At 65.7% G+C, this 23,879-nt stretch carries 17 protein-coding genes; 8 read left to right on the top strand and 9 right to left on the bottom strand.

Annotated elements, in window-relative coordinates:
• Position 1: 1 nt before the first annotated feature.
• Positions 2–784, top strand: coding sequence for a peptidylprolyl isomerase (locus ACY65G_RS22310; protein ID WP_464999481.1), 783 nt, complete (start codon positions 2–4; stop codon positions 782–784).
• A 91-nt stretch (positions 785–875) separates the two neighbouring features.
• Positions 876–1,661 (top strand): peptidylprolyl isomerase, encoded by a 786-nt coding sequence (locus ACY65G_RS22305; RefSeq protein WP_464999480.1) that lies wholly within the window; start codon positions 876–878, stop codon positions 1,659–1,661.
• Between the two features lie 80 nt (positions 1,662–1,741).
• Here ACY65G_RS22305 and ACY65G_RS22300 read toward each other — a convergent pair whose 3' ends face one another.
• Both ACY65G_RS22300 and sodC read right to left on the bottom strand, forming a co-directional pair.
• On the bottom strand, positions 1,742–2,800 hold the full coding sequence (locus tag ACY65G_RS22300; RefSeq protein WP_464999479.1) for a threonine ammonia-lyase: 1,059 nt from the start codon (positions 2,798–2,800) through the stop codon (positions 1,742–1,744).
• Positions 2,801–3,280: 480 nt separating this feature from the next.
• Positions 3,281–3,823: a superoxide dismutase [Cu-Zn] SodC gene (gene sodC, locus ACY65G_RS22295; protein ID WP_464999478.1), complete on the bottom strand. Its 543-nt coding sequence runs from the start codon at positions 3,821–3,823 to the stop codon at positions 3,281–3,283.
• A gap of 156 nt (positions 3,824–3,979) precedes the next feature.
• Here sodC and ACY65G_RS22290 point away from each other — a divergent pair.
• Positions 3,980–5,337, top strand: a protein-coding gene (locus ACY65G_RS22290; RefSeq protein WP_464999477.1) for an IS3 family transposase whose coding sequence is annotated in 2 segments (ribosomal slippage) — positions 3,980–4,451 and positions 4,451–5,337 — 1,359 coding nt in all. Because the reading frame shifts where the segments join, the coding sequence is not laid out codon by codon here.
• A gap of 67 nt (positions 5,338–5,404) precedes the next feature.
• Here ACY65G_RS22290 and purL read toward each other — a convergent pair.
• From purL to ACY65G_RS22270, 4 genes are all read right to left on the bottom strand, one after another.
• On the bottom strand, positions 5,405–9,424 hold the full coding sequence (purL, locus tag ACY65G_RS22285) for a phosphoribosylformylglycinamidine synthase (RefSeq protein ID WP_464999476.1): 4,020 nt from the start codon (positions 9,422–9,424) through the stop codon (positions 5,405–5,407).
• Positions 9,425–9,650: 226 nt separating this feature from the next.
• Positions 9,651–10,874, bottom strand: a complete 1,224-nt coding sequence (locus ACY65G_RS22280) for an ABC transporter permease (RefSeq protein ID WP_464999475.1) — start codon at positions 10,872–10,874, stop codon at positions 9,651–9,653.
• The gene (locus tag ACY65G_RS22275) at positions 10,871–11,560 is read right to left on the bottom strand and encodes an ABC transporter ATP-binding protein (protein WP_464999474.1); all 690 of its coding nucleotides are present in this window, start codon (positions 11,558–11,560) and stop codon (positions 10,871–10,873) included. The genes ACY65G_RS22280 and ACY65G_RS22275 overlap by 4 nt, the downstream gene beginning before the upstream one ends.
• Entirely contained in the window at positions 11,557–12,768 is a 1,212-nt protein-coding gene (locus ACY65G_RS22270) for an efflux RND transporter periplasmic adaptor subunit (protein WP_464999473.1), read from the bottom strand. The genes ACY65G_RS22275 and ACY65G_RS22270 overlap by 4 nt, the downstream gene beginning before the upstream one ends.
• A 199-nt stretch (positions 12,769–12,967) precedes the next feature.
• Here ACY65G_RS22270 and ACY65G_RS22265 point away from each other — a divergent pair, with 199 nt between their 5' ends.
• Complete coding sequence (locus tag ACY65G_RS22265; RefSeq protein ID WP_464999472.1) at positions 12,968–13,837, top strand: SPFH domain-containing protein; 870 nt, start codon at positions 12,968–12,970, stop codon at positions 13,835–13,837.
• A 17-nt stretch (positions 13,838–13,854) separates the two neighbouring features.
• Complete coding sequence (locus tag ACY65G_RS22260; RefSeq protein WP_464999471.1) at positions 13,855–14,040, top strand: type II toxin-antitoxin system antitoxin; 186 nt, start codon at positions 13,855–13,857, stop codon at positions 14,038–14,040.
• Here ACY65G_RS22260 and ACY65G_RS22255 read toward each other — a convergent pair whose 3' ends face one another.
• Entirely contained in the window at positions 14,041–17,637 is a 3,597-nt protein-coding gene (locus ACY65G_RS22255; protein WP_464999470.1) for a hydantoinase B/oxoprolinase family protein, read from the bottom strand.
• A gap of 79 nt (positions 17,638–17,716) precedes the next feature.
• Here ACY65G_RS22255 and ACY65G_RS22250 point away from each other — a divergent pair, with 79 nt between their 5' ends.
• Positions 17,717–19,276, top strand: coding sequence for an NAD(P)H-hydrate dehydratase (locus ACY65G_RS22250; protein WP_464999469.1), 1,560 nt, complete (start codon positions 17,717–17,719; stop codon positions 19,274–19,276).
• On the opposite strand, the gene ACY65G_RS22245 is transcribed toward ACY65G_RS22250, so the two are convergent.
• Positions 19,248–20,003 (bottom strand): ABC transporter ATP-binding protein, encoded by a 756-nt coding sequence (locus ACY65G_RS22245; protein ID WP_464999468.1) that lies wholly within the window; start codon positions 20,001–20,003, stop codon positions 19,248–19,250. The genes ACY65G_RS22250 and ACY65G_RS22245 overlap by 29 nt on opposite strands.
• 88 nt (positions 20,004–20,091) lie before the next feature.
• Between ACY65G_RS22245 and ACY65G_RS22240 the strand changes: the two genes are divergently transcribed.
• Together ACY65G_RS22240 and mnmH are read left to right on the top strand one after the other, a co-directional pair.
• Positions 20,092–20,688, top strand: a complete 597-nt coding sequence (locus tag ACY65G_RS22240; protein WP_464999538.1) for an arylesterase — start codon at positions 20,092–20,094, stop codon at positions 20,686–20,688.
• Entirely contained in the window at positions 20,685–21,740 is a 1,056-nt protein-coding gene (mnmH, locus tag ACY65G_RS22235) for a tRNA 2-selenouridine(34) synthase MnmH (protein WP_464999467.1), read from the top strand. The genes ACY65G_RS22240 and mnmH overlap by 4 nt, the downstream gene beginning before the upstream one ends.
• Before the next feature lie 148 nt (positions 21,741–21,888).
• On the opposite strand, the gene ACY65G_RS22230 is transcribed toward mnmH, so the two are convergent.
• The gene (locus ACY65G_RS22230; protein WP_464999466.1) at positions 21,889–23,823 is read right to left on the bottom strand and encodes a SurA N-terminal domain-containing protein; all 1,935 of its coding nucleotides are present in this window, start codon (positions 23,821–23,823) and stop codon (positions 21,889–21,891) included.
• Positions 23,824–23,879 lie beyond the last annotated feature (56 nt).

The raw sequence follows: 23,879 nt of genomic DNA, 5'->3' as shown, positions 1-23,879 counted from the left end.
AATGACTTTCAAGCCAGCGTTCCGCATTCTGGTTGCATCGATCGCCGTTGCCTCGGCTCCCGCAATCGCTCAGAACATCGCCGTGGTCAACGGCAAGGGCATTCCCACCGCGCGTGCCGATGCGATCGTCAAGCAGGTGGTGGCCCAGGGCCAGCAAAAGGATTCGCCCGAGCTGCGCGACCTGATCAAGAAAGACCTGATCAGCCGCGAAGTGCTGATGCAGGAAGCTGAAAAGCAGGGTTACGCGAAAAGCGCCGACGTGAAGCAGCAGATGGAAAATGCCCGGCAGGCCCTCGTCGTGCAGGCGATGGTGGGCGACTACGTCAAGAAAAATCCGGTCAAGGAAGCCGACGTGAAGGCCGAGTACGACCGCTTCGTCAAGGAAACGGGCGACAAGGAATACCACGTGCGCCACATCCTGGTCGAGACCGAGGCTGCCGCCAACGACATCATCGCCAAGCTGAAAGCCGGCGCCAAGTTCGAAGACCTGGCGAAACAGTCGAAAGATACGGGCAGCGCCGCCAATGGCGGCGACCTGGACTGGGCAACGCCGTCGGCGTTCCCGGAAGTGTTCTCGAAAGCCTTCGTCGGCCTGCAAAAAGGCCAGGTCACGGAAAAGCCGGTGCAAACGCCGAACGGCTTCCACGTGATCAAGGTGGACGACGTTCGCCAGGCCAAACTGCCGTCGCTCGACGAAGTGAAGCCGCAGATCGAGGAAGCGCTGACCCAGCGCAAGCTGCAGGCTTACCAGGAAGAGCTGGTCAAGAAGGCCAAGATCCAGTAAATTGCACCCGGCGCCTTGAAGCGGTGCCGGCACCGTTTGAAACGGCCCTCCATCGCGGGGGGCAAACTCGAGTTTTTTTATAGGACGTGACATGATTTTGAAGCCAGCCCGCCTGTTGACCGCAATGATTGCCATTGGCATCGCCGCCGCTCCCGCGTTTGCCCAGAACGTGGCCACCGTGAACGGCAAGGCGATCCCGGCCTCCCGCCTGGATGCCGTGGTCAAGCAGGTCACCGCGCAGAACAAGCAGCCGGACAGCCCACAGCTGCGCGATGCGATCAAGAAGGACCTGATCGCCCGCGAAGTGATGGTGCAGGAAGCGGACAAGCAAGGCTACAGCAACAAGCCCGACGTCAAGCAAGCCCTGGAGAACACGCGCCAGAGCATCGTCATCAATGCGATGCTGGCCGACTACGTGAAAAAGAACCCGGTCAAGGATGCCGAGATCAAGGCCGAGTACGACAAGGCGAAGGCCGCCAACGGCGACAAGGAATACCATGCCCGCCACATCCTGGTCGCGACCGAAAAGGAAGCCACCGACATCATCGCCAAGCTGAAGGGCGGCGCCAAGTTCGAGGAACTGGCCAAGCAGTCGAAAGACACCGGTTCCGCGGCCAATGGCGGCGACCTGGACTGGGCGAGCCCGGCCAACTTCGTCAAGCCTTTCTCCGACGCGATGATCGCGCTGAAGGATGGCCAGATCACCGAGAAGCCGGTGCAGTCGCAATACGGCTACCACGTGATCAAGCTGGAAGGCTCGCGCGCCGCCAAGTTCCCTGCACTGGAAGAAGTCAAGCCGCAGATCGAACAGGGCATCACGCAGCGCAAGATCGCCGCTTACCGCGACGAACTGGTCAAGAAGGCCAAGGTCCAGTAAGCACCTCTGGCCCATCGCAAAAGCGCTCTGTACAGAGCGCTTTTTTACGTCCAGCGCGCCGCATGGCGCGCTTTTCACCTTCAGGCCGGCGTCACCAGCGCCGCACCGCGAGCTGCCTGCCTGCGGTCGCGCACACCCGCACCACGGCCCAGCAGCCGGGCAAAGCCTTCCGCATCGATATTCGAGCCGCACACCACCAGCGCCACCTTCTTGCCCGCCAACCGTTCACGCAGCGGCCCCAGCAGCGCCGCCGTCGCCACGGCCGCGGCAGGTTCGGCTACCAGCTTGGCATCACGGAACAGGTCGAGCATCGCAACACAGATTTCATCGTCCGTGACCCGCACCACCTCGTCGACGAAGCGCCGGCACACGGCCAGGCTATAAGGCAGAGTCTGCGGAGCGCAGAGGCTGTCGGCCACGGTATCGACGAGGTCCAGGCGCTCCGTTTTCCCTGAATGGAAACTGCGGAACATCGCGTCCGCGCCGAACGGCTCGACGCCGTACACCGCGCAGGCCGGATCGATCTGCTTCACGGCCGCGGCGACACCGGCGCACAGGCCTCCCCCGCCGATCGGCACCACCACGGCATCGAGCCCTCGTACCTGCTCCATGAGTTCCAGCCCGATGGTGGCCGTGCCCAGCGCCGTGAGCGGGCCCTCGTACGGATGCAGCATGCTGCGCCCTTCGTCGCGCGCGATGGTCTCGCCCCGCGCGAATGCCTGGTGCACGTCCGGCATCAGCACGACGTTTGCGCCCAGTTCCCGGCAGGCCGTGATGCGGGCCGGGCTCGCATGGCGCGGCATCACCACGGTGGCGCTGCATCGCGCCAGGCGGGCCGTATAGGCCACGGCCACGGCGTGATTGCCCGCGCTGACGGCCACGACGCCGCGCGTCCGCTCGGCCGCCGTCAGCGCCTCGATACAGTTCAGTGCACCGCGCAATTTGAATGTACCGGTCTTCTGGAACAGCTCCAGCTTGAGCCAGATTTCGCCGGCACCGGCGAACGTTTCTTCGACGATACCGGTCTGCCAGCGCCAGACGGGCGTATGGAGGATCTTGCCGGCGAGGCGATCGGCGGTGAAGCGGATGTTCGGCAACGTGGGAAAGGACAGCGGCGGAAAGGGTGACAGCGGATGCATCGTTTATCTCCATGAATCGATCGGCAAATGCGACCTGGGGTCGCGCGGGATTCCGGGGCGCCGAGCACCGGCAGCGCCGCAGCTCAGCGACCCGTGCTAATTCGAATAATGGAGACGACGGAAAAACGGGAGCAGCAAAGGGAGGACGAATGGCCGGACACCATGCACGCACCTGCGCTCACCGCAGCGCTGGCGCTGCTGCGGGTATCGCGGCTGCGCCTGGATGGCAGCCCGGTGGATGTTGATGATGTCATTTGTTCATCATGCCGAAGATCGACCATGAAGGCAAGGGTTCCTGTCTGGCCGCCGCGGGGCCAGCGAAGATGCCGCCAGCCGGATTGGCCATGGGCAGCACCAGCGCGATGGACGATCGGCGCTGGTGTCCACGCGAGCCAGCAGCGTCTGCTCGATGTGCGCCCCCACACGCCGCAAATGGAAAAAGCCGGGCATCGCCCGGCTTTTCTTTGGATGGCGAGCGGATCAGCCGCCGATCACGCCGCAGGCGATGCGCGCCCCGCCACCGCCCAGCGGTGCCGGCTGGTCGGCATAGTTGTCGCCGCCAGCATGGATCATCAGCGCGCGGCCCTTCACGTCGGCCAGCTTTTTCAGCTGCGGCGCCTGCACCGGCGTTTTCGCCGATCCGTCGGCCGCCACTTCGAGGCGCGGCAGGTCGCCGGCATGGCCTTCCTTCTCGGCCTTGCCCGGGCCATGGTGCGATTTCGTGTCGTGCGGGTCGAGATGGCCGCCCGCGGCGCCAGCCGGCACTTTCTTGCCGTCGGTTTCGGCCGGCGAGCAGTCGCCCTTGGCATGGACGTGGAAGCCGCGCGGGCCCGGCGGCAGGCCGGCCAGCGATGGCGTGAACGTCAGGCCGCCGGCGGTCTCCGCAATGGTCACGCTGCCGAGCGCCTTGCCGGTACCGGACGCGTCGACGGCGTGGATCGGCACCGTTACCTCGGCCGCTTGCGCGTGGGCGCCAACGGCCAGCATGGCCATGACCAGGGTCTGTCGGATCGAAATCTGCATCTGTCTGCTCCTCATGTGATTACCGCACCGTTGCGGTCGCGTGAATCTTGCAATCCTAACACTGTTGCAAGGCAACAGTGCACACCGCAGGCGTAAAAAAGCCGGGGCAACTGAACTGAACCCCAAAAGTTGGACACCAACTTTTGGGGTTTTTTCATGACGAAATACGATGAGCAGTTCAAGTTAAAGATCGTTCAGCAGTACCTCACTGGGGCAGCAGGCTACAAGGCCTTAGGCAATCAGCACGGCCTAGACGACAACATGGTCAGACGCTGGGTCAAGTGGTTCCAGGCTCACGGAATCGATGGGCTGAAGAAGAAGTTCACGCACTACAGTGCCCAGGCCAAGCTGTCGATGCTGCAGCACATGTGGGACAATGAGCTCTCTTGCAGCCAAACGGCCGCAGTGTTCAATATCCGCAATCCTGGCATCCTGAGGGTCTGGGAGCGCGAGTACCGGCGAGCTGGGTTTGACGCCCTGATCGCACGCCCACGAGGAATGTCCAAGTCCATGCCAGTTCCCCCACCCAAGCCTGACAAGAACTCTGACGATAGCAATCGGTCCAAGGAAGATCTGCAGGCCGAGGTAGAACACCTGCGGATGGAGAATGCTTACTTAAAAAAGTTGCAGGCCTTAGTTCAAGCCCGCCCCCAAGCGCAGCCGAAAAAGCGCAAGTAGTGCAAGAACTAAGGCAGCACCACCCGATTGCCGGCCTGCTCAAGGTAGCGCAACTGCCGCGCAGTACGTTCTATTACCAGCAGAATTTGCTGCAGCAGGACGACAAATACCAAGCGTTGAAAGAGACGATCAAGGACGTTTACGAGCGACACAAGGGACGTTACGGCTACCGCCGTGTCACGGCTGCCGTTCGTCAGAAGGGTAATCAGGTTAATCACAAAACGGTTCAGCGTTTGATGGGAGCGCTGGGCCTGAAATCGCTGGTTCGGCCTAAGAAATATCGTTCGTTCAAAGGCGAAGTCGGCCAGGTCGCGCCCAATGAACTGCAGCGTCAGTTCAAGGCCGAAGCAGCCAATCAGAAATGGGTAACGGATGTTACGGAGTTTAACGTTGCAGGGGAAAAGCTGTACCTGTCGCCCGTGCTGGATCTGTACAACGGCGAAATTGTCGCCTTCGAGATGAGCCAACGCCCGGTGTTCGAGCTGGTGAGCTCGATGCTCAAAAAGGCTTTGGCCAAGTTAGGGGCAGAAGATAAACCAATGCTACATTCCGACCAAGGCTGGCAGTACCGCATGCCGGCCTACCAACGTCAGCTTCGAGAACGCCAACTTGTGCAGAGCATGTCGCGCAAAGGCAACTGCCATGACAACGCGGCGATGGAGAGCTTCTTCGGCGTCCTCAAGACCGAATTCTTCTACCTGAACAAGTTTGACAGTGTCGATGCGCTACGAGACGGTCTGACCGAATACATCCATTACTACAATCATGATCGCATCAAGCTCAAACTGAAAGGGCTGAGTCCTGTGCAATACAGGACCCAGCCCCTAGCTGCCTAGCTAACTTAACCGTCCAACTTTATGGGGTCAGTTCCCAACCCCGGCTTTTCCGCTCGTCAGCAGCCGCTTAGCCGACGAACCTGCGTGCGTTGCGGAACATGCGCATCCATGGCGAATCCTCGTTCCAACCGTCCGGTGCCCACGAATGCTGCACGGTGCGGAACACGCGCTCGGCGTGCGGCATGAGCACGGTGAAGCGGCCATCCGGCGTGGTGACGGACGTGACACCGCGCGGCGAACCGTTCGGGTTGAACGGGTAGGCTTCCGTGGCATTGCCGCGGTTGTCCACGTAGCGCATCGCGGCGATCGCCTCGTCGAGGCTGCCGGTCTGGCTGAAGTCGGCATAGCCCTCGCCGTGCGCGATGGCAATCGGTGTCTGCGTGCCGGCCATGCCCTGGAAGAAGATCGACGGCGAATCGAGCACCTCGACGAGCGCGAAGCGGGCTTCGAATTTCTCCGACTTGTTGGTCGTGAATTTCGGCCACGCATGGGCACCTGGAATGATCGACTTCAGGTTGCTCATCATCTGGCAGCCATTGCAGATGCCCAGGCCGAACGTGTCGGTGCGGCCGAAGAACCGGGCGAACTGGTCCGACAACGCCGGGTTGAACAGGATCGACTTGGCCCAGCCTTCGCCCGCGCCCAGCACGTCGCCATACGAGAAGCCGCCCACGGCGATCACGCCCTGGAAATCATCCAGCTTGGCACGACCGGCGATCAGGTCGCTCATGTGCACGTCGATCGCGGCAAAGCCCGCCTGGTGCATCACCCACGCCGTCTCGATATGCGAGTTGACGCCCTGCTCGCGCAGGATCGCGACGCGGGGGCGCACGCCGGTAGCGACGAATGGCGCCGCCACGTTCTCGTTCAGGTCGAACGTGATCTTCGGCGTCATGCCGGGATCCTGCTCGTCCAGCAGGCGGTCGTATTCCTGGTCCGCCGTGGCCGGGTTCTCGCGCATGCGCGAAATGCGCCAGCTCGTTTCGCTCCACAGGCGGTGCAGTTCGGCGCGCGGCTTCGAATACACCAGCTTGGCGTCGCGCGTGAATTCGATCACGCCGCGGTCGTTCGGCTTGCCGATGATATGGCTGCAGGCACCCAGGCCGAACGAACGCAGCACGTCCATCACGGTCGATTTTTCCTCGGCGCGCACCTGGATCACGGCGCCCAGTTCTTCGCTGAACAGCGCGCGCAGGGTCAGCTCGTTGCGGCGTTCGCCCACCTGGCTGGCCCAGTTCTTCGCGTCGCCCCAGTCGGCCGCGTGTTCGCCTTCCAAGGTCAGCATGTCGAGGTTGATCGACAGGCCGGCACGGCCGGCGAATGCCATCTCGGCCAGCGTTGCATACAGGCCGCCATCGGAACGGTCATGGTAGGCCAGCAGCTTGCCGTCGCGGTTCAGCTGCTGTACTGCGGCGAAGAAGCCCTTCAGGTCTTCCGCGCTGTCCACGTCCGGCGTTTCGTTCCCCAGCTGGCCCAGCACCTGCGCCAGGATCGAGGCGCCCATGCGGTTCTTGCCACGGCCCAGGTCGATGACGATGATCGCCGTCTCGCCCAGGTCGGTGCGGATCTGCGGCGTCAGCGACTTGCGCACGTCGTACACCGGCGCGAAGCCGGATACGATCAGCGATACCGGCGATACCACGGCCTTCTGCTGGCCGTCGTCGGACCAGGTTGTGCGCATCGACAGCGAATCCTTGCCCACCGGGATCGAGATACCCAGCGCCGGACACAGGTCCATGCCCACGGCCTTCACGGTGTCGAACAGCGCGGCATCCTGCCCCGGCTGGCCGCATGCGGCCATCCAGTTCGCCGACAGCTTGATCGATGCGATATCCTCGATCGGCGCGGCGGCCAGGTTGGTGATCGTCTCGCCCACGGCCATGCGGCCCGAGGCCGGCGCACCGACGACGGCCAGCGGCGTGCGCTCGCCCATCGCCATCGCCTCGCCCAGGTAGCCTTCATAAGCCAGCGTGGTCACGGCGCAATCGCCCACCGGCACCTGCCACGGGCCCACCATCTGGTCGCGCACGGACATGCCGCCCACCGTGCGGTCGCCGATCGTGATCAGGAAGCTCTTGTCGCCCACGGTCGGCTGCAGCAGCACGCGCCGCGCCGCCTCTTCCAGCGCCACACCGGTGAGGTCGATGGCAGGGAATGCGCGCTCCACATGCGTCACGTCGCGGTGCATCTTCGGCGGCTTACCGAGCAGCACGTCCATCGGCATATCCACCGGATTGCTGCCGTTCTCGGGATCGATCAGCTTCAGCTGGCGTTCCTCGGTCGCCGTACCGACCACGGCGAACGGGCAGCGCTCGCGTTCGCACAGCGCGCGGAACTTGTCCAGGTCGCCCGGCGCGATCGCCAGCACGTAGCGCTCCTGCGATTCGTTCGACCAGATTTCCTTCGGCGCCATGCCGGATTCTTCCAGCGGCACCTTGCGCAGATCGAAAATCGCGCCGCGCTTGGCGTCGTTGGTGATTTCCGGGAACGCGTTCGACAGGCCACCCGCGCCCACGTCGTGGATCGAGATGATCGGGTTGTGTTCACCCAGCTGCCAGCAGCCGTTGATGACTTCCTGCGCGCGGCGTTCCATTTCCGGGTTGCCGCGCTGGACCGAATCGAAGTCCAGGTCGGCCGTGTTCGTGCCCGTCGCCATCGACGAGGCGGCCGAGCCGCCCATGCCGATGCGCATGCCCGGGCCACCGAGCTGGACCAGCAGGCTGCCGACGGGGATATCGTTCTTGTGCGTGTGCTGCGCCGAGATGTTGCCGATGCCGCCGGCGATCATGATCGGCTTGTGATAGCCGTAGACGGCGTGGCCCACGTTCTGCTCGTACGCGCGGAAGTAGCCGCCCAGCACCGGGCGGCCGAATTCGTTCGAGAACGCGGCGCCGCCCAGCGGGCCGTCGATCATGATCTGCAGCGGCGAAGCGATGCGTTCCGGCTTGCCGTAGAAGGCCTCGGTAGCGCCATCTTTCGCCGTCACGTCCGAGGCGTTTTCCCAAGCCCGCACGGCATCCGGCAGCATCAGGTTCGACACGGTAAATCCGGCCAGGCCGGCCTTTGGCTTGGCGCCGCGGCCGGTCGCGCCCTCGTCGCGGATCTCGCCGCCGGCGCCCGTGGAGGCGCCCGGGAACGGCGAAATCGCGGTCGGGTGATTGTGCGTTTCCACTTTCATCAGCGTGTGGATCAGTTCCGTCGACGCGCCATACTCATGGCCTTCGCCGCGCGGGAAGAAACGCGTCACCGTCGCGCCTTCCATGATCGACGAATTGTCCGAGTACGCGACGATGGTGCCCTTCGGCTGCTTCTCGTGCGTGTTCTTGATCATCTTGAACAGCGAGCGCTCCTGCGCCACGCCGTCGATGGTCCAGTCGGCGTTGAAGATCTTGTGGCGGCAATGCTCGGAGTTCGCCTGCGCGAACATCATCAGTTCCACGTCGGTCGGGTTGCGTTTCGCCGCGGTGAACGCATCGTTCAGGTAGTCGATCTCGTCATCCGACATCGCCAGGCCCAATTCCGTATTGGCGCGCACCAGCGCGTCGCGGCCGTTGCCCAGCACGTCCACGGTCTCCAGCGCCTTGCCTTCCAGGTGGCTGAACAGGCCGGCAGCCTGGCTGGCATCGCGCAGCACCGATTCCGTCATGCGGTCGTGCAGCAGCGCGGCCACGGCCTGCACCTGTTCGGCATTCAGGCCCTTCGCGGCGCCCAGGCTCGTGCCGAGGATGCCGCCCTTGAGCACCACGCGATACGCCACGCCGCGCTCGACGCGGTGGATATGCGTCATCCCGCAGTTGTGCACGATATCCGTGGCCTTCGATGCCCATGGCGAGATCGTGCCGAAGCGCGGGATCACCACGAACGACTCGACCGCGCCGTCGTCGATGTCCGCCTGGGCCGGTTCGCCATAGGTCAGCAGGCCGTCCAGACGCGTGCGATCCTCGTCGGACAGGGCCGAAGGGGTGTCGACGAAATGGACATAGCGGGCCTGGATTGCCGTCACGGCGGGCACCGCGGCTTGCAGTTGGGAGAGAAGACGCTGGCTACGGAATGCGGACAGGGCGTTGGAGCCCGGGAGTATCAACATGGTTGGGAGCGAGTCGATGCAGCAGGGCTGCGGATTAAGAAGAAAATAGGCACGGCAATAGAAACCACGGGCTCTCGAAGTGCGCCAGCGCTGAATGGGCTGGTTGATTTGCCGGCATTATACCTGTTTCAACGGGTAGTTTATAGGACTAAACCGAGGACTAAACCCACGTTGAACCCCGGCACCGACCGCGCGTACCGTATCCACCAAGAAAGAAGGCCGCCGTTTATTCGTAGCGCAGCGCCTCGATGGGGTCGAGCCGCGCGGCCTGGCGGGCAGGCATCACGCCGAATACCATGCCGACGCCGCCGGAGAACAGCAGCGATAGCGCCACGGCCCACCAGGGCACCACGGCCGGCGGAAAATCCGGGATCAGCGCGGCGATCGCGCCCCCCAGCACGTAGCCCAGCGCCAGCCCGATCAGGCCGCCGAGCGTGGCCAGGATGACCGCCTCCACGAGGAATTGCGCCAGGATGTCGCGGCTGCGCGCGCCGAGCGCCTTGCAGATGCCGATCTCGCGCGTGCGCTCCTTCACCGACACCAGCATGATGTTCATGATGCCGATGCCGCCCACCAGCAGCGCGATGCCGACCACGCCGCCCATGACCAGGGTGACCATCGTGCTGATCTTCTCGAAACTCTGCGCCAGCTGTTCCGCGGACTGGATCTCGAAGTCGTCGGGCTGGCCCGGCTGCAGGCGGTGCGCCGTGCGCATCACGCCGGACAATTGGCGGATCGTGCTATCCAGGTCCGCCAGCTGGTCGACCGCCACGGTGATCGACAGGTTCGGCCGGCGGTTGTTGCCCATGATGCTGCGCCCGGTCTTGAACGGGATGATCAGGTGGTTATCCTGCGACATCCCGAAGACGGCCCCCTGCTTTTCCAGCACGCCCACGATCTTGAACCATTCGCCGCCATAGAAGATGAATTTGCCGAGCGGGTTCGCCGGCAGGTGCAGCTCGGCGACCAGGTCTTCGCCGATGACGGCCACGCGCCGCGCCCGCACGTCGTCCGGCTCGCTGATGAAGCGCCCCAGCCGCGTATAGCGCTGGTTCACGTCCTGGTAGCTGGCCGATGTGGCCGTTACCCGTGCCGTCGTCGTGGCGCCCAGGTAGCGCACTTCGGCAAAGCCGGGCGTGAAGACCGGGCTCACGTGCCGGATGCCCTCGCCACGCAGGCGGATCTGTTCCACGTCTTCCAGCCGCAGGTAGTTGACCTTGCCGCGCATCTGGTCCTTCATGTCGTTGTACGCGCGGATCGTCACGCTGGTACCGCCCAACCCCGTGAACTGGTCCGACACGCTCTTCGACAGGCCCTGGATCAGCGAGATCACCGTGATCACCGACGCCACGCCGATGATGATGCCCAGCGCCGTGAGGAAACTGCGCAGCCGGTGGGCGAGGATCGACGCCAGCGCCGAGCGCACGCTTTCGCGCAGCAGGATCATCATGCGGCATCCGCACCGGTGCGGGTGTCGGACACGATCCGCCCGTCCTGCAGCCGCACCACGCGCGAGCACTGCGCGGCGATGTCCGGTTCGTGCGTCACCATCACCACTGTCTGGCCGGCCGCGTGCACATCGCGGATGAGCGCCAGGATATCGCGCGTGGTGGCCGAATCGAGGTTGCCGGTCGGCTCGTCGGCCAGCAGCAGCGCCGGCGTGCCCACCAGCGCGCGGGCGATCGCCACCCTCTGCCGCTGGCCGCCGGACAGTTCGTTGGGCCGGTGGTGCATGCGCGCCTCCAGCCCCACCCGTTGCAGCGCCCGCATCGCCATGTCGCGGCGCTCTACCGGGGCGATACCGCGGTAGACCAGCGGCTGCGCCACGTTGTCCAGTGCCGACATGCGCGGCAGCAGGTGGAAACTCTGGAAGATGAAACCGATCTCGCGGTTGCGCACGCGCGCCAGTTCGTCGTCGCTCATTCGCGCCACCGCGCTGCCGTTCAGCAGGAACTCGCCGCTGCTGGGGCGGTCCAGGCAGCCGATGATGCCCATCATCGTCGACTTGCCCGAGCCCGATGCGCCGATGAACGCCACCAGTTCGTTGCGTTCGATCGCCAGGTCGATGTCGCGCAGTGCATGCACGGTCTGGTCGCCCATCCGGTAATGCTTGCCGAGGCCCTGCAGGCGGATCACCGCCCGCCTCCGTCCGGCCCGCCCGCCGCCGCAACGACCGGATCGCCTTCACGCAGCTCGCGCAGCAATCGCGCCGGTCCCACCGCGACCGTGTCGCCCACCGCCAGGCCCTTCAGCACTTCCTGGTTCGCATCGTCGGAAACGCCGACCTGCACCGCCTTGCGCACGGCCCGGCCATCGACCACGGCAAACGCGTAGTACCCGCCCTGGCCCGCCCCGCGGTTTGCCTGCGGGTCGTTCATCAGCGCCTGCAGCGGGATCGCCGGGCGCTTCACGGTGGTGCCCGCGGCGATCTCCACGCGCGATGTCATGCCCGAGCGCAGCGCCGGGCGGGTTTCATCGAGCCGCAGTTTCACCACGTAGCTGCGGCCCTGCGAGGTCGCGCCCGGCGGCGCGGCACGGGGCGCCATGGCGATCTGCTCGACCCGGCCGGCGATCGGCTGCTCCGGGTACGCGGCCGGGAATACTTTCGCCGGCTGGCCGGCCGCCACCTGGGCGATATCGGCTTCGTCGACATTCACCTCGGCGATGATCGCGCCCATGTCGGCGATCGTCATCAGCGACGAGCCGGCGATCCCCGTGGTGCTGGCCACGGCCGTTTCACCCACCTTGATCGGCAGCGCCGTCACGGTGCCGTCGATCGGCGCGCGCACTTCCGTTTTCGCCAGCCGCTCGCGTGCCTGGGACAGCAATGCTTCCGCCTGGCCGAGCGCCTCGCGGCTGGCGCGCAACTCCACTTGCGCCAGCTCGGCCTGGTGCACCGCGTCGTCATGCTTCGAGATGTCGATGAACTTCGCCGCATACAGCCGCTGGGCACGGTCCAGCGCACGCTGCTGGTTGGCCAGGTTGATCTGCGCCCGTTCGATCGCGATCGAGGCGCTGCGCCGGCTCGCTTCCTGCTGCGCCACCTCGGCCAGGTAGACGGTGGGGTCGAGCCGCAGCAGGACCTGGCCCTTTTGCACGCCGTCGCCCTCCTTCACCAGCACGGCGGCCACCTTGCCGATGACCTCGGCGGACAGTTGTACTTCCTGCCGGAACACGAGCTGCCCCGTGGCCAGGATGGTGGCGCGGATTTCGCGCTGCTCGACGCGCGCCAGTTCCGCTTCACGGGCAGGCCTGGCGTTCAGGTAGCCATAGCCGAGCGGCGCCGCGACACATGCGACGGCCAGCATTGCAATGATCAGCTTGCGGCGCCCTGGCGCTTGCACGGGGGTTTCCTTGTTCGGACCGGCCATTCCGGCGTCCCCCATTCTAGCCGCGGGAAGTTGCGGATTTCTCTCGGAAAGTCACTGCCCCGCCAACGATCACCGACATGATCGGGCCGCGCCGACACCGGTTAACCGCTTGACATCCCGATACGGTGATCTTAAAGTGATATCACTTTAATATAACATCAGGGAGATCGAGATGGGTACACAGGTCAGGCAGGAAGCGCCGTTTGCGTCGGTCAACGGCTATGCGGCGGGCGCCGCGGGCATACTGCTCGTCATCGCAGGCGTGCTGGCGTTGCGCGGGTTGCTCGTGCTGCCGGGATTGCTGATGATCGTGGCCGGCATCTTTCTCGGCGCCGGCCTGTACATGCTGCAGCCGAACGAGACGGCGATCCTCACGCTGTTCGGCAAATACGTGGGCACCGACCGCAGCGAAGGCCTGCGCTGGGCATTCCCGTTCTACCGCAAGCGCAAGCTGACGGTGCGCGCGCGCAACCTGAACGTGGCCACGCTGAAGGTGAACGACAGGCGCGGCAACCCGATCGAGATCGGCGCCGCCGTCGTGTGGCGTGTGCAGGACACGGCGCAGGCCGTGTTCGAAGTCGACGACTTCGAGCGCTATGTCTCGATCCAGGCCGAAGCGGCGCTGCGCCATCTCGCCTCGCAATACGCGTATGACGAGGCGGATGACTTGGCCGCGGGCGAAACCACGCTGCGGGCCGGCGCCAGCGAAGTGGCGCAGGCGCTGCGCAGCGAGCTGCAGGCCCGCTTCGAGGCGGCGGGCGTGGAAGTGGTCGATGCCAAGCTCACGCACCTGGCCTACGCGGCCGAAATCGCCCAGGTCATGCTCCGGCGCCAGCAGGCCGAAGCCATCATCAGCGCGCGTGCCAAGATCGTGCACGGCGCCGTGACCATGGTGGATGCGGCGTTGAAGGCGCTGGCCGAACGCGACATCGTGGAACTCGACCCCGAGCGCAAGGCGGCGATGGTGAGCAACCTGCTCGTGGTGCTGTGCTCGGACCAGAATGCGCAGCCGATCATCAACGCGGGCACACTGTATAACTAGAAGATGAGCTGAGCACCATGGCGAGTCCCGGTAAAAAAGCCTATCCGCTGCGCATCGACCCGGCATTGTGGGCCGAGCTGCAGCGGCTGGCCGCGAACGACCTGCGCAGCGTGAACGCGGAAATCGAGTTCCTGCTGCGCGAGGCGCTGGCGCGCCGCGGCATCAAGGTGCAGCCGGCGCCGCCCGGCGGCGACGAAGACTGATCACTCCGGCGTGCCGTATCCCCCACCGCCCGGCGTTTCGATGACGAACACGTCGCCCGGCTCCATGGCCACCTTGCCGATGTGGCCGAGCTGCTCGATCGCGCCCCCGGCCCGTTCCACGACATTTCTCCCCACCGCCCCGGCCCCGCCGCCAGCCATGCCGAATGGCGCATGGATCCGGTTGTTCGACAGGATCGCCGCGGTCATCGGCGCCAGGAAGCGGATGCGCCGCACGCCGCCATTGCCGCCGCGCCAGCGGCCTGCGCCGCCCGAGCCGTGCCGGATCGCGTAGCTGTCGACCCGCACCGGAAAGCGGAATTCCAGGATTTCCGGATCGGTCAGCCGCGAATTCGTCATGTTCGTCTGCACGACGTCGGTGCCGTCGAATCCGTTGCCGGCACCGGAGCCGCCACTGATCGTTTCGTAGTACTGGTGCCGGTTCGAGCCGAACGTGAAATTGTTCATCGTGCCCTGTGACGCCGCCAGCACGCCCAGCGCGCCGTACAGCGCGTTCGTGATGCACGTCGACGTTTCCACGTTGCCCGAAACGACCGATGCCGGCGCACGCGGATTGAGCATCGAAGCGGGCGGGATGATCACGCGCAGCGGCTTCAGGCAGCCCGCATTCAACGGGATGTCGTCGTCCACCAGCGCGCGGAACACATACAGCACGGCGGCCATGCACACCGCCGAGGGCGCGTTGAAGTTGTTGTCCAGCTGCGGCGACGTGCCCGTGAAATCGATCGTGGCGCTGCGCGACGCCGTGTCGACGGTAACGGCCACGCGGATCCGTGCACCGTTATCCAGGTCGACCGTGAACGCGCCATCGCGCAGTGCACCGATCACGCGCCGCACCGCTTCCTCGGCATTGTCCTGCACGTGGCCCATGTAGGCGCGCACCACGTCCAGCCCGAAGTGCGCCACCATCCGGTGCAGTTCTTCCACGCCCTTGCCGTTCCCGGCGACCTGGGCGCGCAGGTCGGCCAGGTTCTGGTCGGGATTGCGTGCCGGGTACCGCGCGCCCGCCAGCAAGGCCCGGGTTTCGGCTTCGCGGAGCACGCCGCCATCGACCAGCTTGAAATTGTCGATCAGCACGCCCTCTTCGTCGATGGTGCGCGAGTCCGGCGGCATGGAGCCCGGCGTGGTGCCGCCGATATCGGCATGGTGGCCGCGCGAGCCGACATAGAACAGGATCTGCGCGCCGGCCTCGTCGAAAACGGGCGTGATGACGGTCACGTCCGGCAAATGGGTGCCGCCATTGTAGGGATCGTTCAGCATGTACACGTCGCCTGGCCGCATCGCTCCCGCGTTGGCGTGCATCACCCGCTTGATGCTTTCCCCCATCGAACCCAGGTGCACGGGCATGTGCGGCGCATTGGCGATGAGGTTGCCATCGCCATCGAAGATCGCGCACGAAAAATCCAGCCGTTCCTTGATGTTCACGGAGTGCGCCGTGTTCTGCAGCCGCAGGCCCATCTGCTCGGCGATCGACATGAACAGGTTGTTGAAGATTTCCAGCATCACCGGATCGGCCGTCGTGCCGATCGCGCGGCGCGCCGGTAGCGCTTCGGCGCGCGTGAGCACCAGGTGATCCTGCGGTGTCACTTGCGCCTGCCACCCCGGCTCGATCACGGTGGTGGCATTCGCTTCGGCGATGATGGCCGGACCGCGCAGCACGTCGCCGATGCGCAAATCGCCGCGGCGGTACAGATCCGTATCCCGCCACGCACCGGCGCAGAACATGGGCACGATGCGGTGGCGTTGCGCCGCGCCATCGCGTACTGGCTGCACGGGCACCGCCTCGGCCGGCGCATCGGCCTTGCCGATCGCTTCCACCGACACCGCCTCGACGATCAGTGCCCGGTCCTGCATCAGGAAGGAAAAGCGCTTCTTGTACGCTGCCGTGAATTGCGCGCGCATGCCCGCTTCGTCGTCGAACAGCACGACGAGCGCGGAATCGGTACCTTCATAGCGCAGGTGCGCACGCCGTACGACGACGATCCGGCCATCGTCGACACCTTGCCTCAGCAGCTCCGCGCGCGCGTCGGCGGCCAGCGCATCCAGTGCCGCTTGCAGCCCCGGCAGCGCGGCACCGGCCAGCCGCGTTTCGATCGCCTGCTCGCGCAGCACCGCCTGGTCCGCCAGGCCCATGCCATAGGCGGACAGCACGCCCGCCAGCGAATGGACGAATACCGTCTTCATGCCCAGCGCGTCGGCCACCAGGCACGCATGCTGGCCGCCGGCGCCGCCAAAGCTCGTCAGCGCGTAGCCGGTCACGTCGTGGCCGCGCTGGACGGAAATCTGCTTGATCGCATTGGCCATGTTGCCGACCGCGATCTCGATGAAGCCGGCCGCCAGCTCCTCCGGCAAGGGTGTCACACCGCCGGCCTGGCTGATCTCGTGGGCCAGTGCCATGAAGCGTTCGCGCACCGTGTCCGCATCGAGCGGCTGGTCGCCGCCGGGACCGAACACGTGCGGGAATTCATCGGGCTGGATCTTGCCCAGCATGACATTGCAGTCGGTGACGGCCAGAGGCCCGCCGCGCCGATAGCTGGCCGGACCGGGGTCGGCGCCCGCGCTGTCCGGTCCCACGCGCAGCCGGCTGCCGTCGAAGTGCAGGATCGAGCCGCCCCCGGCCGCTACCGTGTGGATGCTCATCATCGGCGCGCGCATGCGCACGCCGGCCACCTGCGTTTCGAACACGCGTTCGAACTCGCCCGAGTAATGCGATACATCGGTCGACGTGCCGCCCATGTCGAAGCCGATCACCCTGTCGAAGCCGGCCAGGCGGCTGGCGCGCACCATGCCGACAATGCCGCCGGCGGGACCGGACAGGATGCTGTCCTTGCCGTGGAAGGCGCGCGCATCGGTCAATCCGCCGTTCGACTGCATGAACTGCAGCTGCACGCCGGGCAGCTCCGCGGCCACGCGATCCACATAGCGGCGCAGGATCGGCGACAGGTAGGCGTCGACCACGGTGGTATCGCCGCGCGCGACGAGCTTCATCAGCGGGCTGGCCTGGTGGGAGACCGATACCTGCGTAAAACCCAGCTCGCGGGCGATGCGTGCCACGGCCGCTTCATGTTCCGTGAAGCGGTAGCCGTGCATGAAGACGATCGCCAGCGAACGGAACCCGCGCCCGTGGGCAGCCGCCAGCGCGACACGGGCCGCCGCCTCGTCGAGCGGTGTCACGACATCGCCATGGGCGCCCATGCGCTCGTCGATCTCGATCACGTGGCCATACAGCAGCTCGGGCAGCACGATATGGCGGTCGAACAGGCGCGGGCGGTTCTGGTAGGCGATGCGCAGCGCGTCGCCGAAGCCGCGGGTGATGGCCAGCACGGTGGGCTCGCCCTTGCGTTCGAGCAGCGCGTTCGTGGCGACCGTCGTCCCCATCTTGACGGCGCCGACGAGCCCCTGCGGCACGGGTGCCCCCGCGGGCAAGCCAAGCAGGTGCCGGATGCCGGCCAGCGCCGCATCGCGGTACCGCTCCGGGTTCTCGGACAACAGCTTGTGCGTCGCCAGCGTGCCGTCCGGCCGCCGCGCGACGATGTCCGTGAAGGTGCCGCCGCGATCGATCCAGAATTGCCAGTCCATGCCTGCTCCATTGTGAGGGAAACGCCGTGCCGGGGAAAAGCGCTATTCTATCGGCTCTCCTTTCCCTCAGCGCACTGCCATGAATCCCCTGTACAGCGTTGCCCAGATCCGTGATGTCGAACGCCTCTCCGCCGCGGCCCTGCCGGCGGGCACACTGATGGAACGCGCGGGGCGTGCGGGCGCCGACGCGGCGCTGGACCTGCTGCCGTTCGCCACGGACGGGGCGAACGTGCTCGTGCTGGCAGGGCCCGGCAACAATGGCGGCGACGCGTTCGAGGTTGCCGCACACCTGGCGCTCGCCGGCGCCCACGTGTCCGTCGTGCACATCATACCGACCCGCGCCACCGCACCCGAACGGGACCGCGCATTGCAGCGCGCCCAGGCCAGCACGGCACGGTTCGTGGCGCTGACGCCGCACGATATCGCGGCCGGCGACTGGCAGCTCGTCGTCGACGGCCTGTTCGGCATCGGCCTGCAGCGCCCGCTCGACGGCGTTTCCGGCGCCCTGGTGGATGCCGTCAACGCGCTGCCCAGCCCCGTGCTCGCGCTGGACGTGCCGAGCGGCCTGGATGCGGATACGGGCTGCATCGTCGGCACCGGCGGCCGCGCCGTGCGGGCCACGCACACGATCACGTTCATCGGCGACAAGCCCGGCCTGCACACCTGCGACGGCCGCGACCATGCCGGCAACATCATCGTTGCCGGGCTGGACCTGCCGGCGGCATCGTTCCCGCCAGCGTCGATGCACCTGAACGATCCGGCGTTCTTCGCCCGCCATGCGCGTGCGCGGCGGCACAACAGCCACAAAGGCAGCTACGGCAATGTGTTCGTGGTGGGCGGCGCAGCGGGCATGGCGGGCGCACCCGTGCTGGCCGGGCGGGCGGCACTGCACGGCGGCGCAGGACGCGTCTACCTGTGTTTCGCCGGCGAACCGCTGGCCGTGGATGCGGGCCAGCCCGAACTGATGTGCCGCGCCGCGCGCGATGTCGACTTTGCCGATGGCGTGACCGTGGCAGGGCCGGGGCTCGGCACCGGCGACGAGGCCGCGCGCCTGCTGGCAAGTGCCGTGGCGGCGGACCAGCCGCTGGTACTCGACGCGGATGCGCTGAACCTGCTTGCCGCGGATGCGTCGCTGCAGGGCGCAGTAGCGAAGCGCGCCGCACCCACGCTTGCCACACCTCACCCGCTCGAAGCGGCACGCTTGCTGGCTATGCCGATCGGCGCGGTGCAGGCCGACCGCCCGGCAGCCGCCCGCACGCTGGCGGAACGGCTCAATGCCTGCGTTGTTCTGAAAGGATCGGGTAGCGTCATCGCCGCGCCGGACGGACGCCTTGCGATCAATCCCACCGGTAACGCGGGCCTGGCCACCGCGGGCACCGGCGACGTGCTGGCCGGCCTGGCCGGCGCATTGATGGCGCAAGGCTGGCCCGGCTGGGAAGCGGCACTGGCCGCCGTCTGGCTGCACGGCATGGCGGCGGACATGCTGGTGGCGGAAGGTACGGGGCCGATCGGCCTGACGGCCGGCGAACTGATTCCGACGATACGCGTGGCGTTGAACCGGCTGGTCGCGCAACAGGCGCACGTGCCCGCTGCGCTTCGGTCACGCAAGGTCAGACAAGCCGACCGGCGGCAATCGTGATCGTGCGGCCGCAGCGGGCCGCCATTGCCGGATCGTGGGTGACGAGCACGAGCGTGGACCCGTGCTCGCGATTGAGTTCGAACATCAGCTGGATCACGGCTTCGCCGGTGGCGGCATCGAGGCTGCCGGTCGGCTCGTCCGCCAGCAGCAGCGGCGGCTGCGTGACGAAGGCGCGGGCCAGCGCGACACGCTGCTGTTCGCCGCCGGACAGGTATTTCGGATAATGCTTCAGCCGGCTCGACAGGCCCACGCGGCCCAGCATGGCCTCGGCCTTCGGCCGGGCATCGCCATCGCCTGCCAGCTCCAGCGGCAACATCACGTTCTCCACCGCCGTCAGGTGCGGCAGCAGCTGGAACGACTGGAACACGAAACCCAGCTTGGCCTTGCGCAGCGCGGCACGGCCGTCCTCGTCGAGCGCGAAGATATCGGTGCCGTCGATCAGCACCTTGCCATCGCTGGGCGTATCGAGCCCGGCCAGCAGGCCCAGCAGCGTGGACTTGCCGGATCCCGATGCGCCCACGATTGCCAGCGTCTCGGCCTTTTGCACGGTAAAATCCACGCTGTGCAAAATGGTGAGCTCGCCGCTTGCATCGGCCACGCGCTTGGTCAGGCCCGATACCGCGATGGCGGCCGCGCCGGCCACGGCGCCGGTGGCGTGCGCACCGTTGTTCTGCGTTGCAGGCGAGTTTGGAACAAAATTGCTGGTCGCGTGAGGAAAATCTGGCATGGTCGAAGGTCTGCTTGGCTTGGTGAATAGGATAGATGCGAGGATCAATGCGAAAATATTGGAGCGGTGCTGCGTGTGCCTCGGCGCCATGCTGCTGCTGTGGGGCAGCCCGGCGATCGCCTATTCTGCCCCAAAAACGCTGCTCGTGGTGGGCGACAGCCTGTCCGCCGAATATGGCCTGGCGCGTGGCACCGGCTGGGTGGCCCTACTCGAGCGCAAGCTGCAGGCGCAGAAATTCGATATCCGCATCGTCAACGCGAGCGTCAGCGGCGAGACGACCAGCGGCGGCCGTACCCGCCTGCCTGCACTGCTGAAGAAGCACCAGCCGGATTACGTGGTGCTTGAACTGGGCGCCAACGACGGGCTGCGCGGCCTGCCCGTGCCCGCCACCGACAGCAACCTGCGCGCGATGGTGAAGGCGGCGCGGGGTGCGGGTGCGCGCGTGCTGCTGGTGGGCATCCGCATTCCACCGAACTATGGCCGCGACTATTCGGAAAAATTCTTTGCCATGTACGGCGCAATCAGCCGCGACGAGAAAGTTGGCCTGGCGCCGTTCATGCTCGATGGCGTGGCCGAGAAAATGGATCTGTTCCAGGCCGACCGGATCCATCCGCTGGCCAGCGCCCACCCGATCATCCTGAACAATATCTGGCCGCACCTGCTGCCCATCCTAAGGTCCAAATGAAGTATCCAGAAATCCTTTCCATCGACGACGTGCTGGCCCGGCTCGACGACTTCGATACGATCATCGATGCCCGCACGCCGGCCGAGTTCGCGCTCGACCACCTGCCGAACGCGATCAACTGCCCGGTACTCGACGACGAGCAGCGCATCGCCGTGGGCACGCTGTACAAGCAGACCGGCCCCTTCGAGGCAAAAAAGGTGGGCGCACCGATGGTGGCGGCGAACATCGCCCACCATATCGACACCCTGTGGCACGCCAAGCCGCGCGAATGGAAACCGCTGGTCTACTGCTGGCGCGGCGGCAACCGCAGCGGTTCGATGGCGCACATCCTGGCGAAGATCGGCTGGCCGGTGGTGCAGCTCGAAGGCGGCTACAAGGCGTTCCGCAACCGTGTCAACGCCGACCTGGAACTGGTGCCGGAGCTGGACTTGCGCGTGATCTGCGGTACCACCGGCAGCGGCAAGACACGGCTGCTCGACACGCTGGAATCGATCGGCGCCCAGGTGCTGGACCTGGAACAGCTGGCGGCGCACCGTGGCTCGGTACTGGGCAACCTGCCGTGCCAGCCGCAGCCCACGCAAAAGGCGTTCGAGACGTCGATCTGGGACCGGCTGCGCCGCTTCGACCCGGCGCTGCCGGTCTTCGTGGAATCGGAAAGCAAGAAGGTGGGTTCGCTGCGCGTTCCCGGCGCGCTGATGGAACGCATGCGCGCATCGCCATGCGTCGCCTTGCAGGTGGCGCGCGAGCACCGGGTGCAACTGCTGATCGAGGATTACCAGCACTTCGCATGCAACGCCCCGGCGCTGAACACGCAGCTCTCCTACCTGACCGACCTGCACGGCAAGGAACGGATCGGCAAGTGGCAGCAGATGGCCACCGAAGGGCGCATGCCGGAACTGGTCGACGAGCTGCTGGCCGACCATTACGACCCGGCCTACACGCGCTCGATCCAACGCAATTTCACGCAGTACGAGAACGCACGCGCCGTGGCGCTGCCGGATATTTCGCCGGCGTCGTTCCTGGCGGCCGCGCGGATATTGCACGAAGACTGACCATCAGGTTGCCCGAGCCGCGCTGTATGGGCCGTGCTGCATGAGCCGCGCTGCATGAGCCGCGCTGCATGAGACGATAATGAAAAAGCCACCCAAGGGTGGCTTTTTCTTTGGCTGCGCGGCGTGCTTTCGCACGCCTGTCGCACGCTTACTGCGCGTCGCCGGCTTTCGCGTTGGTCAGCGGACGCACGATCTTGACCTTGGCCTTTTCCTTCAGCACTTCGACGTAGTTCAGCATGTCCTGCTGGGCGACGATGTTGCCGATCTGTTCGCGGGCCGATGCCAGGCGCGCTTCGTCGGCGGTGGCAGGCTGGTGCACCTTGCTGATGCGGTAGATGCCATAGCCCATGTTGGGCAATTCCACACCCACGTATGCCGGCAGCTTGGACACGTCGGCCTTCAGCACGGCGCGCGCGACAGGCTGCGGCATGTTCTGCGCGTTGGCGCGGGACACCTTCTGCACCGGGCTGAAGCCGGTGGCGTCGTCGGCCTTTTTCAGCGCGGCCAGCTTGGCCTCGCCGGCGGCCTTGGCGGCCTTCATCGCTTCCTCCAGCGTCACGCGCTGGCGGATCTCGGCGGTGACGTCGGCCAGCGGTTTCTGCGATGCCGGCTTGAATTCGACGATGCGGCCGGAAACGAGCGTGCTCGGTGCCACTTCGATGGCTTCGGTGTTGCGCTTGTTCTTGACGGCGTCGTCGGCGAACAGCGCAGCAAGGAACTTGGCGTTGCTGTACGGTGCCGGCGCCGGGCCAGCGGCCGGGGTGCGCGTCACGTTGTCGGCCGTTTCGATCTTCAGGCCCAGCTTGTCGGCCACCGGCTTCAGGCTGTCCGACTGTTCGTACACGGTGTTGGTGAAGGTTTCCACGACTTCCGAGTACTTCTTGCCGGCCTTCTGCTTTTTCAGGTCGGCGGCGATGTCGGTCTTCACCTCATCCAGCGGCTTGACGACCGCGGGCTTCAGCGACGTCACGGTGATGACGTGGTAGCCGAATTCGGATTCGACGACGTTGCTGATTTCGCCCTGCTTCAGCGCAAAGATCGACTGCTCCACGGAAGGCACCAGCGAACCCTTTTCGATCACGCCCAGGTCGCCGCCCTGCTCGGCCGAACCGGGATCTTCCGACTTGGCCTTGGCCACTTGCGCAAAGGTACCCGGCGCCTTTTTCACGTCCGCCAGGATCGCTTCGGCCTTGGCCTTCGCGGCAGCCTTGTCGGCCGCCTTGGCATCCTTGTTGACGGCCACCAGGATATGGCTGGCGCGGCGTTCTTCCGGCGCCGTGTAGCGGGCTGCATTGGACTTGTAGAACGCTGCCACTTCGTCGTCGGTCACGCTGACCTGGCTCTCGATCGCCTTCGCGTCGAGCACCACGTATTCGATGCGCGCCTGCTCCGGCACGGCATACTGCTTGGCGTTCTTGTCGTAGTAAGCCTTGATCATCGCGTCGGTGACGTTCACATTGGCCGCGAACTGCTGCAGCGGCATGGCCAGCTCCTGCACGTCGCGCTCCTGCTCGGTCAGGTCCGTGACCAGCTTCGCCACGGTGCGCGGCACGAATGCCGTGCCCTGGATACCGCTGACCAGCTGCTGCGTCGCCATGTCGTGGCGCATCGTCTGCTCGAAGCCTTCCGGCGTGAGGCCGCTGTTATTGGCCAGCGTGGCGCGATAGCGCTCGATATCGACCTTGCCTTCCGGCGTGATCATGCCGGGGATGTCCTGGATGCTGTCGAGGATCGCCTTTTGCAGTGCCGCGTCGCTGATCGTCAGGTGACCGCGCACGACTTCGGACGTGACGGCGCGCTGCGCGATCAGGTTGTCGAGGACGCTCTGCCTGAACTCGGGGGTATCGAACATCTTCTGGTCGAACTGCTCGCCGAAGCGCTGGCGGTACTGGTCCAGCTGGCGGCGCAGCGCGTTATCGAACTCCTGCTGGGTCACGGGCTTGCCGTCGACCTTGGCGAGCGTGGTCGCGCTGTCGCCCATGCTGTCGTAGCCCTGCACGCCGACGAATACGAACGATGGAACGATCACGATCGCCAGCAAAATCTGCATCAGCTTTTGATGCGTACGTATGAATTCAAACATGGCCAATTTATCAGGTTATGCATTACAAAAAAAAGGCGAACGTTAGCGTTCGCCCC

This window comes from Pseudoduganella sp. jia 12, assembly GCF_055502675.1.
The sequence above is the reverse complement of the archived record's forward strand: the minus strand, read 5'-3'. Positions and strand labels throughout refer to the sequence as shown.